This is a genomic window from Halorhodospira sp. 9622 (assembly GCF_022228025.1).
Classification (GTDB): Bacteria; Pseudomonadota; Gammaproteobacteria; order Nitrococcales; family Halorhodospiraceae; genus Halorhodospira; species Halorhodospira halophila_A.
Window position 1 is genome coordinate 1 of the sequence record NZ_JAJNRE010000008.1, and the last position, 17,678, is coordinate 17,678.

The window sequence follows — 17,678 nt, forward strand, 5'->3', positions numbered from 1 at the left end:
CCGCTCGGTGGGCGACCCAGGCCTGCGTACGCCGTACCGCCCCGTTGTACGCCCCCACCAACCGGCCTAACCTTCAAAAGAAGCCCGTCCGGCCACCGCGCCCGAGCAGCGCATGGGCCCCGTGTCGGACCGGCGTCTTCGGCTACCACGAGAAGGGCCCATGACCGATCGCAAGCGCGCCTTCCGCACCGCCATCCTCGCCCCTGTCTTCTTCCCCGCCATCGCCGTCGCCCTAACATGATCCTCGCCGCCTCGCTGATGCTCTTCGTCTTTCTGGTCGGCCCGTCGATCCTCATCGTCGAGAGCTTCGTGCAGAACACGGGTAGTTACCTCAGCGGCACCGTCGAGCGCACCTTCAACCTGGAGGCGTACGACCGGCGCGAGTGGATCGGCAACTGGACGCTGTTCATCTTCGGCTGGACCATCGCCTGGGCGCCGTTTGTGGGCATGTTCATCGCCAAGATCAGCCGCGGGCGGACCATTCGGCAGTTCGTCGGACTCCGGCTCGCCGGTCATCGATCAGCTGGCCTCCGGCGGGCGTGCGGTCACACCGGTCTGGCAGCGCGTCTTCTGGGCGGTGATGGAGGGCGCGGTGGCCGCGGTGCTGCTGGTCGCCGGCGGTCTGGCGGCCCTGCAGACCATGGCGGTGACCAGTGCGCTGCCCTTTGCCGTGATCATGCTGGTGGCGGCGTTGGGGCTGTGGCGGGCGCTGATCATCGAAAGCCACCACGACACCAGCCTGCAGAACCACGTCCAGCGCCGGCAGCGCTACGGCACCCTGCTGTGGAAGAAGCGCCTCTACGAGCTCTTCGACTTCCCCGCCCGCAAGGATGTCATGGCCTTCATCCGCGGGCCGGTGATCCAGGCCCTGGAGCATGTGCAGAAGGCGCTGCACCAGCGTGGCTGGCCCGCTGAGGTGGTCTTCGACGAGGAGCACGGGCGGGCGTACCTCACGGTCCACCGGGACGGGGTCATGGACTTCATCTACGACGTGCGCCTGACCGAGCGGCCGCGGCCGGCCTTCGCCTACCCGGAGATGGATCGCACCCCGGGGCCGGACGAGGTCTACTACCGACCCGAGGTCTACCTGCGCCGGGGCGGGCAGTCGTACAGCGTCTACGAGTACAACGAGCAGGAGATCATCGACGACGTCCTCGACCACTTCGAGAGCTATCTGCAGTTCCTCGACACGGCGCCGGCGACCCTGCCCTGGGCCACCGAGGAGCACGACGAGATGATCGACGCCCCCGAGGGCGGCGGGAGCCGCTGAGGATCGTCCGCGGGGCGGCGCCGGGGTGCAGTGGCCCCGGCGCCTGCCCCGCCGGGCTCAGTGCGCCGAGCGCTTCTCGCGTGCGCCCAGCACGTCGGCGTAGAGGGCCAGGGTCTCGCGGGCGGTGCGCTCGACGGTAAAACGTGTGGCGATGCGCTCGTGGGCTGCCGCGCCCATCCGCGCGCGCAGCTGCGCATCGGCGACCAGCTCGTGCAGGGCCTCGCCCAGGGCGGCCACGTCGCCTGCCGGTGTCACCCGGCCGCTGACGCCGTCCTCCACCAGCTCCGGATTCCCGCCGGAGTCCGAGACCACCGCCGGGATCCCCTGCGCCATGGCCTCGATGATCGCCCGTGGCAGCCCCTCGCGGCGTAACGAGGGCAGGGTGGCGATGTCGAAGGCGCCGGCGATCTTCGGCGCGTCGGCCCGGAAGCCGGTGATGCGGATCCGCTCCGCCGCCGGGCTGGCCGCCGCCGCCCGCTCGATGGCCGGGTACTCGATGGGCCCGATGAGCACCAGGTGGGCGTTGTGCTCGGCGGGGATCTGCTCGAAGGCGCGGATCAGCTCGACGATACCCTTGCGCTTTTTCATCCGCGCCACACAGCCGATCACCGGCGCCCCCTCGGGGATGGCCAGATCGGCCGGTCGCTGGGCATCGGGCTGCTGATACCAGGCCGGGCGGTGCCCCTTGTGGATGGTCACCACCCGCTCCGGGCGAAAGAGCCGGGTCCCGGGCAGGAAGGGCTTATCCAGGAAGTACTGGCGGATCGCCTCGCAGACGCAGACGATGCGCTCGATGCGTGGGTCGAGGAACGAGAGCCAGGAGAACGGATCCCAGTAGCTGAGGTTGCCGATGATCCCCCGGTAGGCCACCACCGGCAGCCGCGGTAGACCCATGGCCGCCAGGTTGTAGTTGGTCAGGGCGATCTTGTAGTAGGCGTGCACCAGGTCAAAGGTGCGCTCCCGCCGCAGGCGGCGCAGCGTGGCGATGGCCGCGCGGTCGGCCTTGCTGCGCATGCGCACCGGGATGACCTCCAGCCCGGCCGCCTCGAAGCGGCTGCGCATGGGCGCATCGGGCTGGCAGACGATGGTCGGCACCACGCCGTGGCTGGCCATCTCGATGACGCTCTCGCTCTCGGCGCGGTCGGTGGTGTCGAACAGATACAGGACTCGCACGGCAGGCCCTTCGGCGTCTGCGGGTGGTTGAACGCCGGCATGGTACCACCGCCTCAGCCGCCCACGTAGCGCCGCCAGCCGCCCAGGTGGGTGATCTCCTCGGCGCCCTCGAGCCCGGCGGCCTCACACAGAAAGCCCGGGATCCAGCGCCCGTCGGCCAGTTCCACCCGGCCGATGCCCAGCGGCGCGGGGATGCCGGCGATGAAGGCGCCCACTTCCTGGGCCGGCAGGCTCCACACCTCCACCTCGATGGCGCTGCCCTCCCGCCGGTCGCGGATCAGTCCGGGGCGCTGCGGCGCCTCGCCGGGCAGGGCGTAGAGCCGGTAGCGGGGCGCCGTCTGCATGGTGGCCAGCAGGCGGCCGCGGCGCTCGGTGAGCTGGTGATTCAGGGCCAGACCGCTGAGGTGGGCGCCGCAGACGGCCAGCTCCACGGCGTGCCCCGGGTCGGGGGGCGGCGGCTCGCTCGGCGGCAGCGGCCGGCCGGTGGCGCCCAGGGTGTCGACGCCGGTCTGATGGAGCTGTGCCGCCAGGCCGAGCAGGTCGGTGTCGTAGAAGGCCGGGGCGAAGAGGGTGACCCCGAAGGGCAGGCCCTCGTCCTGGAATCCGGCGGGCACGGCCACGGCGCTGCAGTCGAGCAGGTTCATGAAGTTGGTGTAGTAGCCCAGCTCGCTGTTGCGGGCCACGGGCTCGGCGGCCACCGCCGCCTGGCTGGGGAGGGTGCCGGCGGTGGGCGTGATGGCCAGATCCACTTGCTGCCAGGCCGCCTCGGCCTGGCGGCGCAGGGCCTGCAGGCGGTAGGCCGCGGCGAAGGCGTCGGCGGCCCGGGGTTCGCTGCCGGCGCCGATGATCGTGCGCGTGACCGCCAGCAGGCTCTCCGGCTGGCGGTCGATGAAGGCGCGGATGGCGGCGTAGCGCTCGGCCACCCAGGGGCCCTCGTAGAGCAGGCGCGCGGCCTCGAGGAAGGGGCTGAAGTCCAGCTCCACCGGCACGCCGCCGAGCGCCTGCAGGCGCGCAACGGCCCGTTCGAAGAGCGCCGGCGTGTGCGCGTTGCCGAAGAAGGCGCGCTGCTCGGCCGGGGGTACGGCGAAGCGGAAGCCGTGGGCCGGGATCCGCCCTGGCCCCAGGGTCGGCGGCTGATCCGCGCGGGCGTAGGGGTCGGCGTCGTCGTAGGCGCCAGCCACGGCGAGGATCCGCCCCGCGTCGGCGGCGGTGCCGGCAAAGATCGAGACCGCATCGAGGCTGCGACACGCTGGGACCACGCCGCGGGTGCTCAGCCGCCCGCAGGTGGGCTTGAGGCCGATGAGGTTGTTGAACGCCGCCGGCACCCGGCCCGAGCCGGCGGTGTCCGTGCCCAGGGCGAAGGGGACCTGGCCGAGGGCGACGGCCAGCGCCGAGCCGGAGCTGGAGCCGCCGGCGACGTAGTCCCGGTGAAAGGCGTTGGGGCAGGCGCCGTAGGGCGAGCGCGTGCCCACCAGGCCGGTGGCGAACTGATCCAGGTTGGTCTTGCCCAGGGGCACCGCCCCGGCGTCGATCAGCCGCTGGACGACGAAGGCGGACTCCGCCGGGGTGTAGGCGTAGTCCGGGCAGCCGGCGGTGGTCGGGACGCCGGCCAGGTCGATGTTGTCCTTGATGGCGAAGGGGATGCCGTAGAGCGGCAGCGACGCCGGGTCGAGCCCCTCCAGGCGGTCCAGGTAGGGGGCCAGCTGCGCCTCGTCCAGCACGTGGATCCAGGTGTGGTGGGTGTCGGCCAGGGCGGCGGCCCGGGCCCGGTGCAGTTCGCTGCGCGGATCCAGGGTGCCGTCCCGGTAGGCGGCCAGCCGTTCGGTTACGGTCAGCGGGGTCATGGCGTGCTCCCGTCGCTGCTCAGGGTCAGGAGGGTCTGCCCCGGGGCCACCTGGGCCCCTTCGTTGCACAGCAGGCGGCGGACCGTGCCGTCCTGTTCGGCGCAGATGGGGATCTCCATCTTCATCGATTCGAGCACCAGCAGGGTCTGGCCGGCCTCCACGCGTTCGCCCTCGCGCACCTGCAGCGACCACAGGTTGGCGTGGACGTGGCCGTTGACGGCCTGCTCGTCGGCGGCGAGTTCGACGCCCTCGGTGGCGGGCGGCGGCGGTTCGCTCTCGGCGTCGTAATCCGCCTGGCCGTTGGCGATCCAGCGCTGGCGCTCGGCCTCGAAGGCCTCCTGCTGGCGGGTCTTGAACGCCTCGATGGAGGCCTGGTGCTCGGTGAGAAAGCGGTTGTAGCGCTGCAGCGAGAAGGTGGTCTCCTCGATCTCCAGCGCCAGGCCGCCGCGGGGGAAGGCATCACGCATCTCCAGCAGTTCTGCCTCGCTCACCTCGTAGAAGCGGATCTGGTCGAAGAAGCGCAGCAGCCACGGCTTCTCGAAGGCCGGGGTGACGTGGTAGCGGTTCCAGATCTGCAGCGTCCGGCCCACGAACTGGTAGCCGCCGGGCCCCTCCATGCCGTAGATGCACAGGTACGAGCCGCCGATGCCCACCGCGTTCTCCGGCGTCCAGGTCCGCGCCGGGTTGTACTTGGTGGTCACCAGTCGGTGGCGCGGGTCCACCGGCGTGGCCAGGGGCGCGGAGAGGTAGACGTCGCCCAGGCCCATGACCAGGTAGGCCGCGTCGAAGACCGTCCGCTTGACCGCGGCCTCGTCGGGCAGGCCGTTGATGCGCCGGATGAACTCGATGTTGTCCGGGCACCAGGGGGCGTCGGCGCGCACCGACTGCATGTACTTCTCCGTGGCCAGGCGGGTCTGGGAGTCGTCCCAGGCCAGCGGGAGGTGGACGATGCGCGAGGGCATCTCGGCCTCGGAGAGATCGCGCAGCTCGCCCTCGGCCTGCTCGAGGATCGCCACCAGCCGCTCCTGGGGCAGGCGCCGGGGCTCGTAGTGGATCTGCAGGCTGCGCACGCCGGGGGTGAGTTCGAGGATCCCCGGGATGGCCTGCTCGGTCAGCCACTCGAGCAGGGCCTGGACGCGAAAGCGCAGGTTCAAATCGAGCACGATGGGGCCGTACTCCACCAGCAGGTAGCGCTCGCCGGCGCTGCGGTAGGTCACCGAGACCGGGGTCGTCCCCGCGTTCGCCGGGGCGCGGGCCGGATCGACCCGACCCGGGTTGGTGGCGGGCAGGGGCGGGTCGGCCGGCTGGCCGGCGGCGATGGCCGCTTCCTGCGCCTCGGCCAGGTGCTGCCCGGTGGCGGCGTCGACGGCCTGGAAGCGGACCCGGTCGCCGGGGCGCAGCTGCCCCACCTTCCAAAGGTCGGCGCTGACGATGGTCGCCGGGCAGACGAAACCGCCCAGGCTCGGCCCGTCGGGGCCGAGGATCACCGGCATGTCGCCGGTGAAATCCACCGTGCCGATGGCGTAGGCGTTGTCGTGGATGTTCGACGGGTGCAGGCCGGCCTCGCCGCCGTCCGCTCGCGCCCACTCGGGCTTGGGTCCGATCAGGCGCACGCCGGTGCGGCTGGAGTTGTAGTGGACCTGCCAGGCGGTGGTGAAGAAGCGCTCGATGTCCGCCTCGGTGAAGAAATCCGGCGCGCCGTGGGGGCCGTAGACCGCGCGCAGGGTCCACTCGGTGGCGTGGGCGGGGATGGCCTCGGCGGGCAGAGGGGTCGGCGGGTGCTCCGGCGCCGGGCCCAGGTGCAGAACATCGCCGGTCTGCAGGGCGCGGCCGCCGTGGCCGCCCATGCGCCCCAGGGTGAAGGTGGCGCGGCTGCCCAGGTGGCGGGGGACGTCGATGCCGCCGCGCACGAGCAGATAGGTACGCACCCCGGGGCCCTCGGCGGTGCCCAGGCGCAGCCGCGCTCCGGCCGGGACGCTCACCGCCTGCCAGAACGGCACCGGGGCGCCGTCGAGCTCGGCGGCCATGGCTGCGCCGGTCAGGGCGATGGTGGCCTCGGTGTGGAAGCGCAGGTCGGCCCCGCTGGCGGTCATCTCCAGCCCGGCGGCCTGCTCGGCGTTGCCGACGATCCGATTGCCCAGGCGGAAGGCCAGCGCGTCCATGGGGCCCGAGGGCGGGACGCCGACCTCCCAGTAGCCCACGCGCCCGGGCCAGTCCTGCACCGTGGTTTGGGTGCCCGGCTGGAGGACGTCGATGCTCGCCGGCTGGTAGGCGAAGGTGTCCAGGTAGCGGGTGGTGGCCCGCCCGGCGGCGAAGGTGGCGTCGGCGGCGATGGCGCGCAGGTAGGGCAGGTTGGTCTCGACGCCGTGCAGGGCGGTCTCGGCCAGGGCCTTGCGCAGGCGCGTCAGGGCGTCGGCCCGGTCGGTACCGTGGACGATGAGCTTGGCGATCATCGGGTCGTAGTGCGGGGTGATCGTGCTGCCGCCTTCCACCCAGGTCTCGATGCGGGCCGTCTCCGGGAAGCGGACCTCGGTCAGCAGCCCGGTGCACGGCTGGAAGCCCTTGCCGGGATCCTCGGCGTAGACCCGCGCCTGGATGGCGTGGCCGCGGGGCGCGGGGCGGCGGGCGGCGAGGTCGGTCAGGGTGCCGGCGGCGGCCTCGAGCATCCAAGCCACCAGGTCGGTGCCGGTGACCGCCTCGGTGACGCCGTGCTCGACCTGCAGCCGGGTGTTCATCTCCAGGAAGTAGAAGGCGCCGGTGTCGGCGTCGAGGATGTACTCCACGGTCCCGGCGCTGCGGTAGGCCACCTGGCGACCCAGCCGCTCGGCGGCGTCGAGCAGGGCCTGGCGGGTCTCCGCATCCAGGCCCGGGGCGGGGGTCTCCTCGACCACCTTCTGGTTGCGCCGCTGCAGCGAGCAGTCGCGCTCGCCCAGGGCGATGACGGTGCCCTGCCCGTCGCCGAAGAGCTGCACCTCGATATGGCGGCCGTGCTCGACGTACTTCTCCAGAAAAAGGCCGTCGTTGGAGAAATTGTTCGCCGACAGGCGGCGCACCGAGTCGTAGGCCTCTTGCAGCGCGGCGGCGTCGTGGCAGAGCTGCATGCCGATCCCGCCGCCGCCGGCGGTGCTTTTGAGCATCACCGGGTAGCCGATCCGCTCGGCCTCGGCCACTGCCTCGGTCACACTGCCGAGCAGCCCGGTGCCGGGTAGCATCGGCACGTCGCTGGCCTCGGCCAGGTCGCGGGCGGTGTGCTTGAGGCCGAAGTCGCGCATCTGCTGCGGCGTCGGGCCGATGAAGGCGATCCCCGCTGCCTCGCACGCCTCGGCGAAGGCGTCGTTCTCCGACAGGAAGCCGTAGCCCGGGTGGATGGCCTCGGCGCCGGTCTGCTGCGCGGCGGCGAGGATGGCCTCGTGATTGAGGTACGACTCGGCGGCACTCGCCGGGCCGATGCAGATGGCCTCGTCGGCCTGGCGCACGTGCAGGGAGTGGCGGTCGGCCTTGGAGTGGACGGCCACCGAGGCGATGCCCAGCCGGCGCAGGGTACGCAGGATCCGGCAGGCGATGGCGCCGCGGTTGGCGATCAGGACCTTGCTGAACATGGCGGTCACTTCCAGACGATCATCTCGAGGGGGGTGGGGTTGTAGTCGCTGCACGGGTTGTTGAGCTGCGGGCAGTTGGAGAGCAGGACGAGCACGTCCATCTCGGCGCGCATCTCGACGTACTTGCCCGGCCCGGAGAGGCCGTCCTGGAAGCTCAGGCCGCCCTCGGGGGTCAGCGGGACGTTCATGAAGAAGTTGATGTTCGGGCCGATATCCCGCTTGCCCAGGCCGTAGTCGCTCTCGGCCAGGGCGATGAGGAAGTTGTCCCGGCAGTTGTGCATCGGTTTCTTGTCCAGGGCGTAGCGCACCTGGTTCGACTCCGCCGCGCAGGCCCCGCCCAGGGTGTCGTGCCGTCCGCAGGTGTCGGCGGTGATGGTCAGCATCGGCCGTCCGGCGGTGGAGCGCAGGCAGCTGCCGGTGCTCAGGTAGGCGTTGCCCTGCTCGCGGACGGTGTCCACGGCGCTGTAGCGCTCCCCGCGCGGGTTGTGGAGGTTGTAGAAGAGGGTGTCGGCGGCCTGGTTGCCCTCCAGGTCCACGATGCGCAGGGTCTGTCCACGGCGCAGCTCCCCCAGCCACGGCTCGCCGGCGGGGACGGTGACGCGGGAGAGGGCGTCGCAGGGATCGAGGGGGCTCTCGACGAGGTTCATGCCGGTCATGGCGCTTACTCCTGGCTGTGGTAGGCGGCGGTGTTGGCGTAGGCGCGGGCGTTCTCGGGGTGGCTGACCAGGCACGGATCCTCCGCCGCCACCGGCTCCGCCCGATAGACGGTCAGATCCACCGCGCCGGGGGCGTACTCCGGGCCCGGGGCCATGGGGTGGGGGGCGGTCTGCAGGATGATCAGGGTGTCCATCTCCGCGCGCAGGTCCACGCAGGCGCCGGCGTGGCTGTGTCCGGGGCGGTAGCGCAGGTTGCCCGCCTCATCCGCCTGGACCTTGCTGAAGAAGTTCACGTTGGGGAGCAGATCGGCGCGCCCCAGCCCCCATTTGGCCAGCTCGATGAGAAAGAGCTCGCGGCCGCTGCGGTGGAAGTCGTTGAGCCGCTCCTGGTAGCGGGCCTGGCCGTAGGTGCCGCGCACCGCATCGGCGTCGCTGATGCCGCCGATCGGGTCGTGCCAGTCGAGGCTGTCGGCGGTGATCGAGAGCATCACCCGGCCCATGTCCGAGTAGAGCATGTGGCCGGCGGTCAGCCGCGCGGTGTGCTGCCCCTTGAGGGTGTCCGGGGCGTTGTAGCGCTCGAGCAGGTTGTGCGGGTTGTAGAGCAGCACCGCGGCGTTGGCGGTGCCATCGACGTCGGTCAGGCGCAGGGCGAAGCCGCGCCGGAGGATCAGCGAGGCGTAGCGGGCGCCCGGCACGTGCTCCTGGTAGACGATGCGCTCCGGGGGCAGCGAGGGGGTGCTCATGGGGAATCCTCCGCGTTGCGGTCGAGGGGGATGTCGTAGGTGATCTGGGCCCCGTAGGCCTCGGGGGCGTGGGGGTCGTGGCGGACCTTGTCGAAGACGAGCAGCCGGCTGCCGAGGGTGAAGCCCTCCTGCAGGTCGTGGGTGACCATGAAGACGGTGACCCCGGTGCGCTGCCACAGGCTTTGCACCAGGGCGTGCATGTCCTGCCGGATGCCCGGGTCGAGGGCGCCAAAGGGCTCGTCGAGGAGCAGCACCCGGGGGTTCTTGATCAGGGTCTGGGCGATGGCCAGCCGCTGCTGCATGCCCCCGGAGAGTTCCGGCGGGTACTTGTCCAGGGCCTGCTCCAGGCCCACCGACTCGAGCGCGGCCACCGCCTCGGCCCGGGCGTTGCGCCGTGCGGCACCGAAGAGCCGCCCCAGCCACGGGGCGCCGGCCAGCTCCAGGCCGAGGAGCACGTTCTGCACGGCGGTCAGGTGCGGGAAGACCGAGTAGCGCTGGAAGACCACCCCGCGGTCCGGACCGGGCTCGCCGGGCAGTGGGGCCTCGTCCATGAGCAGGCGGCCGCGGCTCGGCGCCTCCTCGCCGAGGAGCATCTTGAGGAAGGTGGTCTTGCCGCAGCCCGAGGCCCCCACCAGGGTGACGAAGGAGCCGGCGGCGACCTCCAGCGAGAGGTTCTCCAGGACGACGTCTTGGCCGTAGGACTTCCAGACGTTCTCCAGGCGGATGGTGGCACTCATGAGCGGGCGCTCCTTCCGGCATACCAGGGGAAGAGCCAGCGATTGACGCCGCGCAGGGTCAGATCGATGAGGAAGGCGAGCAGGGTGATCCACGCCACGTAGGGGAGGATCGTCTCCATGTCCAGGTAGCGCCGGACCAGGAAGATCCGGTAGCCGAGCCCCTCGGTGGCGGCGATCGCCTCCGAGGCGATGAGAAAGAGCCACGCGGCGCCGAGGCTCAGCCGTGTGGCGTCGATCAGCCGCGGCAGGGTCTGCGGCAGGACCACCCGCAGCACGATCTGCCAGGTGGAGGCGCCCAGGGTCTGCGCCTTGATCAGCTGCTCGCGGGGCAGCTCTTCGACCCGCTGCTGGAGGTCGCGCATGATGAACGGCGCGATGCCGAAGACGATCAGCATCACCTTGGCCAGCTCGCCGACGCCGAAGGCGATGAACAGGATGGGCAGGACCGCCAGCGGTGGGATCATGGCCACGGCGGTGACGAAGGGGGCGAAGGTGCGGCGGGCGTAGGGCAGGGCGCCGTTGAGGACGCCGACCAGCAGACCCGTGGCGGCGGCCAGGGCCACGCCGAGCCCGAGCCGGGTCAGGCTGGCGCCGGTGTCCAGCCACAGCAGCACCTCGCCGGTGCGCCGGCTCTGCTCTGTGGCCAGGCGCAGGAAGGACTCGGTCAGGGTGATCAGCGACGGCAGCACCGGGTCGTTGGGGTTCTCGGCCAGGCGCTGGGACGAGGCGATGGTGTAGGCGACCAGGGCGAGGACGAAGGGGAGCATCGCCAAGGCGACCCCTCCCACCCGGCCCGGGTGGCGGTTGATCAGGCGTTTCATGGATGACGCTCCTGCTGCCGATGGGGCCCGGGGCGGGCTGATCCGCCCCGGGCGGGGCGTTACAGCTCGCCTTCAGCGGCCTTGCGCATGAAGCGGTCGGTGAAGCGCAACTGGACGTTGGCCTCGTCGCCCAGGGTGGAGCCGTCGGCCAGCTCGATGCCGACGAAGTCGGGGCTGGGGGCACGCTCGCCGAGCAGCCCGTGCTTGTAGGCGAACTGGCGGACGTTCTCCATGGTCTCGGCGGGCTGTTCGCTGGTGACGAAGTCCACCGCCTCGGCGGGGTCGTAGAAGAAGGTGGTGGAGGCGAGCTGCGCCTCGTAGCCGGCCAGATCGGTGCCGGCCTCCTCGGCCATGGCGGTGCGGGCAGCCTCACCGGCGACATCGTCGCCGGACATGACGTCCATGATCTCGTACCAGGCCCCGGTCAGTGCCTTGCCGAGTTCCGGGTGCTCTTCCAGCACCTCGGTGCGCACGCCGAGCAGGTCGATGATCTCGCCGGGGATGTCCGAGGAGTCGAACACCACGTGGGCGTCCTCGTGGTTGCGGATCTCCCCCAGTTGCGGGTTCCACGCCACGGCGGCGCGGACGTCGTCCGAGCGGAAGGCACCGACGATGTCGGCGTCGGCGGTGTTGACCACCTGCACGTCCCGCTCGCTCAGCCCCACCGAGTCCAGGGCACGGGCCAGCAGGTAGTGGGAGACGGACAGCTCCACCAGGTGGATGCGCTGCCCTTCGACGTCGGCCAGGTCGTCGGTCCCTTTCAGCACCAGGCCGTCGTTGCCGTCGGAGAAGTCGCCGGCGATCAGCGCGGTGGTGTCGACACCGCTGGCCGCCGGGATGGTCAGGGCGTCCATGTTGGTCAGGGTCACGCCGTCGAAGGAACCGGCGGTGTAGAGGTTGATCGACTCGATGTAGTCGTTGATCTGGACCACATCGATCTCGATGTCGTACTTGTCCGCCCACTTGTCGACGATGCCCTCGGCCTCGCCGAAGTCCCAGGGCATCCAGCCGACGTAGATGCTCCAGGCGATGCGGAAGGAGTCGCGTTCATCCGCCGAGGCGGCCAGGGGCAGTGCGGCGGTGCTAAACAGGGCCGCGGCGGCACACAGGTGGCTGAGTCGTTGGCGCAGGGGGTGCTGGTTGCGGCTCATGGGATCTCTCCCTCGGGGTTGCCGTTGGGTACAAAGCGGGAGCATCGATCGCGATCTCCCGGGCTTTTGTCCCTCCGTGTAACCCCCCTGAGAGAGGTCGGCGACTCTCGGACCAGGCCCCGCGGATGTGCGGACGGAACCCTAGTCGCCCTTTTGGCCAGATTGTCTGCGGTGACGCGTCGGGCCGGATCCTCCGGGCCGTAGCCCTTCGCGGTCGATACTGCCGCTGCCTGTACCACAAGCAAGACGCGGGCCAGGTCGGCGAGGCATGGGGAAACAGTCAGTTACGGGCCGAGGCAGCCGGGTCGTCCCGGTCAGCCCGGTCCGCGCGCCCGATGCGGGGGCACCACCCCGGGGCGAATGCACCGCCATGGTGCGCGCCCGAGGGTCTAACCTTGCGGAGGGGGGAGGACGAGGCTGGCCGGGCATGCGACCTTGGGGGCTGGGATCGGCCCGGGATCACGGGGCACGGCAGCAACCGTTGAGGAGGCGGGCATGGCGAAACACATCGAGGCTACCGATGGCCTGGTGCTGGAACGGCTCAACGGGTGCCGCTGGCGGCTGCCGCGGCAGGGGCGCATGCAGGTCGACGGGCTGATCTTCGCCAGCGACGCCCTGATCGAGGATATCCGCGACACCGAGGCCGTCCGCCAGGTGGCCAACGTGGCCTGCCTGCCCGGGGTGGTGGGTCGTTCCATCGGCATGCCGGATATCCACTGGGGGTTCGGTTTTCCCATCGGCGGCGTGGCGGCCTTCGATCCGGCACAGGGGGGCGTGATCTCGCCCGGAGGTGTGGGCTACGACATCAACTGTGGGGTCCGGTTGTTGCGCACGCCCCTGCGTGCCGAGGAGCTCGGCACCCACTTGCCGCGCCTGATGGATCGGCTCTTCGAGCGCATTCCGGCCGGCGTGGGGCGGGGGTACAGCGATACCCTGCTGCGCAACCGGGACATGCGCCGGCTGCTGCGCGAGGGGGCGGAGTGGGCCGTCGAGGTGGGGCTGGGCGAGCCCGCGGACCTGGGGCGGATCGAGGACGGTGGCCGGCTGCCCGGTGCGGACCCCGAGGCGGTCAGCGATCGGGCCATCCAGCGCGGCCGGGATCAGGTGGGCACCGTCGGTTCCGGCAACCACTTCATCGAGATCGGCTGCGTCGACGCCGTCTACGACGAGCCCGCTGCCCGGCGCCTGGGGCTGGAGGCGGGGACGCTGACCGTGCTCATCCACTCTGGCTCGCGCGGGCTCGGCCACCAGGTCTGTGATGACTTCCTGGTGACCATGGAGCGGATCACCGGGCGCAACAGCATCGAGCTGCCCGACCGACAGCTGGCCTGTGCGCCGCTGAGCTGCTCCGCCGCCCGGGATTACCTGGGGGCCATGCAGGCCGCCGCCAACTTCGCCTACGTCAACCGCCAGGCCATGACCCAGCAAGTGCGCCAGGTCTTCGCCGAGGTCCTCGGCGAGACCGCACACCTGGAGCTGGTCTACGACGTCTCGCACAACATCGCCAAGTTCGAGCGCCATCGGATCGACGGCGAGGAGCGCGAGCTGTGCGTCCACCGCAAGGGGGCCACCCGCGCCTTCCCGCCGGGGCATCCGGAGCTGCCCGAGGACCTGCGCGGGCTGGGGCAGCCGGTGCTGTTGCCCGGCGACATGACCCGCTACTCCTACGTCCTGCTCGGTACCCAGGGCGCCTACGCCGAGACCTTCGGCTCCTGCGCCCACGGCGCCGGGCGCCGGCTAAGCCGCCGTCAGGCCAAGCGGGCGGCCAAGGGGCGGGACCTGGATGCCGAGCTGGCCGCCGCCGGCATCGAGGTGCGCGCCTCGTCGCGGGATACGGTGGCCGAGGAGCTGGCCGAGGCCTACAAGGACGTGGCCGACGTGGTGGACGTGGTCGCCCACGCCGGCATCGGCCGCCGGGTGGCCCGGCTGCGTCCGCTCGGCGTGCTCAAAGGGTAGGTAGGCGCGGGGCGGGCTAGCGCAGCACCCCGCGCTCCTCCAGGGCGGCAAGGATCCGGCGAACCGAGGTCTCCAGATCCTCCGCCACCGTATCGACGTGGACCTCGGGCTGCTCCGGCGCCTCGTAGGGGATGTCCACGCCTGGCAGCCCCTGGATCTCGCCGGCGTCGGCGCGGGTGTAGAGGCCGTCCAGGTCCGCAGCGCGGCACGCCTCGATGGGGGCGTCCACGTACACCTCGATGAACTCGCCGGGCTCCACCCGCTCGCGGACCATGGCGCGGTCGTCGCGGTAGGGCGAGAGGCTGGCGCAGACGGTGATCAGCCCGGCGTCGACGAACATGGTGGCCGTCTCGGCGATGCGGCGGATGTTCTCGGCCCGGGCGTCCCGGCTGAAGTCCAGGTCGTGGCTCAGGCCGTGGCGGACGTTGCCGGCGTCGATCAGGTAGCTGTGGTAGCCGCGGCGAAACAGTGCCTGCTCCAGGGCGTTGGCCAGGCTCGACTTGCCCGAGCCGGACAGGCCGGTGAGCCAGACGATGCACGGCCGCTGGCCCTTCTGCCCGGCGCGCTGGGCCTTGCTCAGCGCCAGCTGGCGGCGCGGCACGTCGGTCTCGGCGCCGGCGGCCTCGGTGGCGGCGCGGGTGACCATGCCGGCGCCGACGGTGTGCAGGCTCATCCGGTCGATGACGATGAACGCGCCGGTGTTGGCGATCTCCTCGTAGGGGTCGAACGGCACCCGCGCCGAGAGCTGGACGCGGCACAGGCCGATCTCGTTGAGCCCGAGTTCCTCCGCCTGGTGGTGCTCGAGGGTGTTGACGTCGATGCGGTGGTGGATGCGCTCGACCACCGCCGGGACGGTGGCCGTGCCCAGCTTGATGTCGTACTGGCGTCCGGGCAGCAGGGGTTGTTCGGCCATCCACACGATGCGCGCATCCAGGGTGTCGTCCACCGTCGCCGGTCGCCGTGGGCTGGCGAGGACGTCGCCGCGGGAGATATCGATCTCGTCGGCCAGCGTGACGGTCACCGACTGCGGCGGGAAGGCCACGTCTAGGTCGCCGTCGTAGGTGACCACGCGCTCCACGCGGCTGCGCAGCCCGGAGGGTAGGGCGACGACCTCATCACCGGGGCGGACCGTGCCGGCGGCCAGGGTGCCGGCGAAGCCGCGGAAGTCGTGGGAGGGGCGGATCACGGTCTGCACCGGCAGGCGCAGATCACGCAGGTTACGGTCGGCCTTGGCCTCGATCGTCTCCAGAAATTCCATTAGCGTCGGGCCGTCGTACCACGGCATCTGCTCGCTGCGGTGGACGACGTTGTCGCCCTTGAGCGCGGACAGCGGCACGCAGCGCACGTCGGGGATGCCGAGCCGGCGCGCGAAGGCCGTGTACTCGTCACGGATGCGCTCGAATGCGCCCTGATCCCAGTCGACCAGGTCCATCTTGTTGATGGCCAGCACGACGTGGCGGATGCCCAGCAGCGCGCAGATGTAGCTGTGCCGGCGGGTCTGCACCTGCACCCCGTGGCGGGCGTCGACCAGGATCACCGCCAGCTGCGCCGTCGAGGCACCGGTGGCCATGTTGCGGGTGTACTGCTCGTGGCCCGGGGTGTCGGCGATGATGAACTTGCGCTTGTCGGTGGAGAAGTAGCGGTAGGCGACGTCGATGGTGATGCCCTGCTCGCGCTCGGATTGCAGGCCATCGACGAGCAGCGCCAGGTCCACGTCGTCGCCGGTGGTGCCGTAGCGACTCGAGTCCTGGCGTACCGCGGCGAGCTGGTCCTCGTAGACCAGCGCCGAGTCGTGGAGCAGCCGCCCGATGAAGGTGCTCTTGCCGTCGTCCACCGAGCCGCAGGTGATAAAACGCAGCAGATCCTTGTGCTCGTGCTGCTTGAGGTAGGACTCGATGTCGGTGGCGATCAGATCGGAGGCGTGGGACATGATCAGAAATACCCCTGCCGTTTTTTCTCTTCCATCGACCCGGCCGAGTCGTGGTCGATGACCCGGCCCTGCCGCTCGGAGGTGCGGGTGAGCAGCATCTCCTGGATGATCTCCGGCAGGGTATCGGCCTCGGAGCGGATCGCGCCGGTGAGCGGGTAGCAGCCGAGGGTGCGGAAGCGGACCTTCTCGTAGCGCGGCTGCTCGCCTTCCTCCAGCGGCATGCGCTCGTCGTCGACCATGATCAGGGTGCCGTCGCGCTCGACCACCGGGCGCTCGGCGGCGTAGTAGAGGGGGACGATGGGGATGTCCTCCAGGTAGATGTACTGCCAGATATCCAGCTCCGTCCAGTTGGACAGGGGGAAGATGCGCATGCTCTCGCCCTTGTGGACGCGGCCGTTGTAGAGCTGCCAGAGTTCCGGGCGCTGGCCCTTGGGATCCCAGCGGTGGTGGCGGTCGCGGAAGGAGTAGACGCGCTCCTTGGCGCGGGATTTCTCCTCGTCGCGGCGGGCGCCGCCGAAGGCCGCATCGAAGCGGTGCCGGTCCATCGCCTGCTTGAGCGACTGGGTCTTCATGACGTCGGTGTGCACCTTGGAGCCGTGGCTGAACGGCCCGATGCCCTGCTCGACGCCCTCCTGGTTGATGTGGACGATCAGCTCCATGCCCGACTCGCGCGCCATGCGGTCACGGAAGGCGATCATCTCGCGGAACTTCCAGGTGGTGTCCACGTGCATCAGGGGGAAGGGCGGCTTGCCCGGGTAGAACGCCTTGAGCGCCAGGCGCAGCATCACCGAGGAGTCCTTGCCGATGGAGTAGAGCATCACCGGGTTGTCGAACTCCGCGGCGACCTCGCGGATGATGTGGATGCTCTCCGCCTCAAGCTCCTTGAGGTGGGTGAGCCGTGCCTCGCTGATCTCCATACCCTTGATCACCTGACCGAAAGCCCGCGTTGGCCGAGCATTGTAAAGGATCGCTCGGCGGTCGCGTCAGAGCCGATGGCCATGTCCTTACGGTGTCCGTTCCGGGTCAGCGTGTCGCGTCGTCTATCCGGCCGGGCCGGGCATCTGGAAGACGGTCTTCGGAAAGGTTAGCTGCTCGTCCGGGTTGGCGAATGCTCGACGGGCGTTGGCCTCCTGTTCGCCCAGGTACAGATACCAGGCCTGCGGCGAGCAGTGGTGCCGTGGCTGGAACACCGCCGGGTCGAGGATCCCGACGTTGCGCCCCGCGCCACGGCCCTGGTCGTCTGTCCCGGGGGCACGCACAGATTCGTAGCGTACTGCCCCGATTCCGGCCTGGGCCGCTGTTTCTCCGAGGGTCTGCGTCGCGGAGTAGTCGGTCGGATCGGTCCATAGGGCCCGATGCGTAGCCAGATTGCCGGCGGTGAGGTCGAGGCCCAGTGAGGTTCGGTAGCCTGCTGAAAAGACGGTCAGTTGAGCCTCCTGTACCGGAGGCTCCGTGCCCTCGGAGACGAAGAAGAACCGGAAGCGGTGGAAGGCGAACTCCGCCAGGGCCGTGTGGATCGCTTCAGCCGCGTAGAACACACCGTAAGGCGAGAACGGTCGGCGGAAACGGCTGCCGTTGGGGTTGGGGGGGCGATAGCGGAAAGGGGTCTTGAGCAGGTAGTCCAGCTGTTCGGTGCCCGCCGGGTAAGCTGGCTTGCTCTGCTCCAGAAGGGCCTCCAGGCGCTCCTGATCGGAATGGCTTCTGACGAGTCTCCGCGTGGCGGGGTAGTGCTGGCTCTCAACAGCCCGCCACACCCAGCCACTGCGGGGCGCGGCTTCTTGGAGAAGGTCTTCGGTGT

At 70.5% G+C, this 17,678-nt stretch carries 13 protein-coding genes, 1 pseudogene and 1 riboswitch; of the genes and pseudogenes, 3 read left to right on the forward strand and 11 right to left on the reverse strand.

From position 1 onward, the window contains the following. Positions 1–258 precede the first annotated feature (258 nt). Both LRG07_RS06080 and LRG07_RS06085 read left to right on the forward strand, forming a co-directional pair. Positions 259–427 (forward strand): annotated as a pseudogene (locus LRG07_RS06080) (BCCT family transporter); the annotation flags it as partial. Positions 428–439: 12 nt separating this feature from the next. Next, positions 440–1,270 carry a BCCT family transporter gene (locus tag LRG07_RS06085; RefSeq protein WP_238641978.1) on the forward strand — a complete coding sequence of 277 codons (831 nt, stop codon included), beginning with the start codon at positions 440–442 and terminating at the stop codon, positions 1,268–1,270. Between the two features lie 57 nt (positions 1,271–1,327). Here LRG07_RS06085 and LRG07_RS06090 read toward each other — a convergent pair whose 3' ends face one another. Genes LRG07_RS06090 through LRG07_RS06125 form a run of 8 tightly spaced genes read right to left on the reverse strand, consistent with a single transcriptional unit; the run spans position 1,328 to position 11,994 of the window. Beyond that, entirely contained in the window at positions 1,328–2,443 is a 1,116-nt protein-coding gene (locus LRG07_RS06090; protein WP_238641979.1) for a glycosyltransferase family 4 protein, read from the reverse strand. 53 nt (positions 2,444–2,496) lie between these two features. After that, complete coding sequence (gene atzF, locus LRG07_RS06095) at positions 2,497–4,287, reverse strand: allophanate hydrolase (protein WP_238641980.1); 1,791 nt, start codon at positions 4,285–4,287, stop codon at positions 2,497–2,499. Continuing rightward, positions 4,284–7,886, reverse strand: coding sequence for an urea carboxylase (gene uca / locus LRG07_RS06100; protein WP_238641981.1), 3,603 nt, complete (start codon positions 7,884–7,886; stop codon positions 4,284–4,286). Before uca ends, atzF begins: the two co-directional genes overlap by 4 nt. 5 nt (positions 7,887–7,891) lie before the next feature. After that, entirely contained in the window at positions 7,892–8,533 is a 642-nt protein-coding gene (locus tag LRG07_RS06105) for an urea amidolyase associated protein UAAP2 (protein ID WP_370641514.1), read from the reverse strand. A gap of 14 nt (positions 8,534–8,547) precedes the next feature. Further along, complete coding sequence (locus LRG07_RS06110; RefSeq protein ID WP_238641982.1) at positions 8,548–9,285, reverse strand: urea amidolyase associated protein UAAP1; 738 nt, start codon at positions 9,283–9,285, stop codon at positions 8,548–8,550. Further along, positions 9,282–10,022 (reverse strand): ATP-binding cassette domain-containing protein, encoded by a 741-nt coding sequence (locus tag LRG07_RS06115; RefSeq protein ID WP_201173464.1) that lies wholly within the window; start codon positions 10,020–10,022, stop codon positions 9,282–9,284. The genes LRG07_RS06110 and LRG07_RS06115 overlap by 4 nt, the downstream gene beginning before the upstream one ends. Then, positions 10,019–10,843 carry an ABC transporter permease gene (locus tag LRG07_RS06120; RefSeq protein WP_201241377.1) on the reverse strand — a complete coding sequence of 275 codons (825 nt, stop codon included), beginning with the start codon at positions 10,841–10,843 and terminating at the stop codon, positions 10,019–10,021. Before LRG07_RS06120 ends, LRG07_RS06115 begins: the two co-directional genes overlap by 4 nt. Positions 10,844–10,902: 59 nt before the next feature. Beyond that, a complete protein-coding gene (locus LRG07_RS06125) occupies positions 10,903–11,994 on the reverse strand; it encodes a putative urea ABC transporter substrate-binding protein (protein ID WP_238641983.1) in 1,092 nt (363 codons plus the stop codon). 53 nt (positions 11,995–12,047) lie between these two features. Beyond that, a riboswitch (guanidine-I (ykkC/yxkD leader) is annotated at positions 12,048–12,150 on the reverse strand. Positions 12,151–12,489: 339 nt separating this feature from the next. Here LRG07_RS06125 and LRG07_RS06130 point away from each other — a divergent pair. Then, the gene (locus LRG07_RS06130; RefSeq protein ID WP_201243081.1) at positions 12,490–13,950 is read left to right on the forward strand and encodes an RtcB family protein; all 1,461 of its coding nucleotides are present in this window, start codon (positions 12,490–12,492) and stop codon (positions 13,948–13,950) included. A 16-nt stretch (positions 13,951–13,966) separates the two neighbouring features. Here the strand turns inward: LRG07_RS06130 and cysN are convergent, their stop codons facing one another. From cysN to LRG07_RS06145, 3 genes are all read right to left on the reverse strand, one after another. After that, complete coding sequence (gene cysN / locus LRG07_RS06135; RefSeq protein ID WP_238641984.1) at positions 13,967–15,880, reverse strand: sulfate adenylyltransferase subunit CysN; 1,914 nt, start codon at positions 15,878–15,880, stop codon at positions 13,967–13,969. A gap of 2 nt (positions 15,881–15,882) precedes the next feature. After that, complete coding sequence (gene cysD / locus LRG07_RS06140; protein WP_207190396.1) at positions 15,883–16,797, reverse strand: sulfate adenylyltransferase subunit CysD; 915 nt, start codon at positions 16,795–16,797, stop codon at positions 15,883–15,885. A gap of 123 nt (positions 16,798–16,920) precedes the next feature. Further along, a complete protein-coding gene (locus tag LRG07_RS06145) occupies positions 16,921–17,634 on the reverse strand; it encodes an RES domain-containing protein (RefSeq protein ID WP_238641985.1) in 714 nt (237 codons plus the stop codon). Positions 17,635–17,678: the final 44 nt, after the last annotated feature.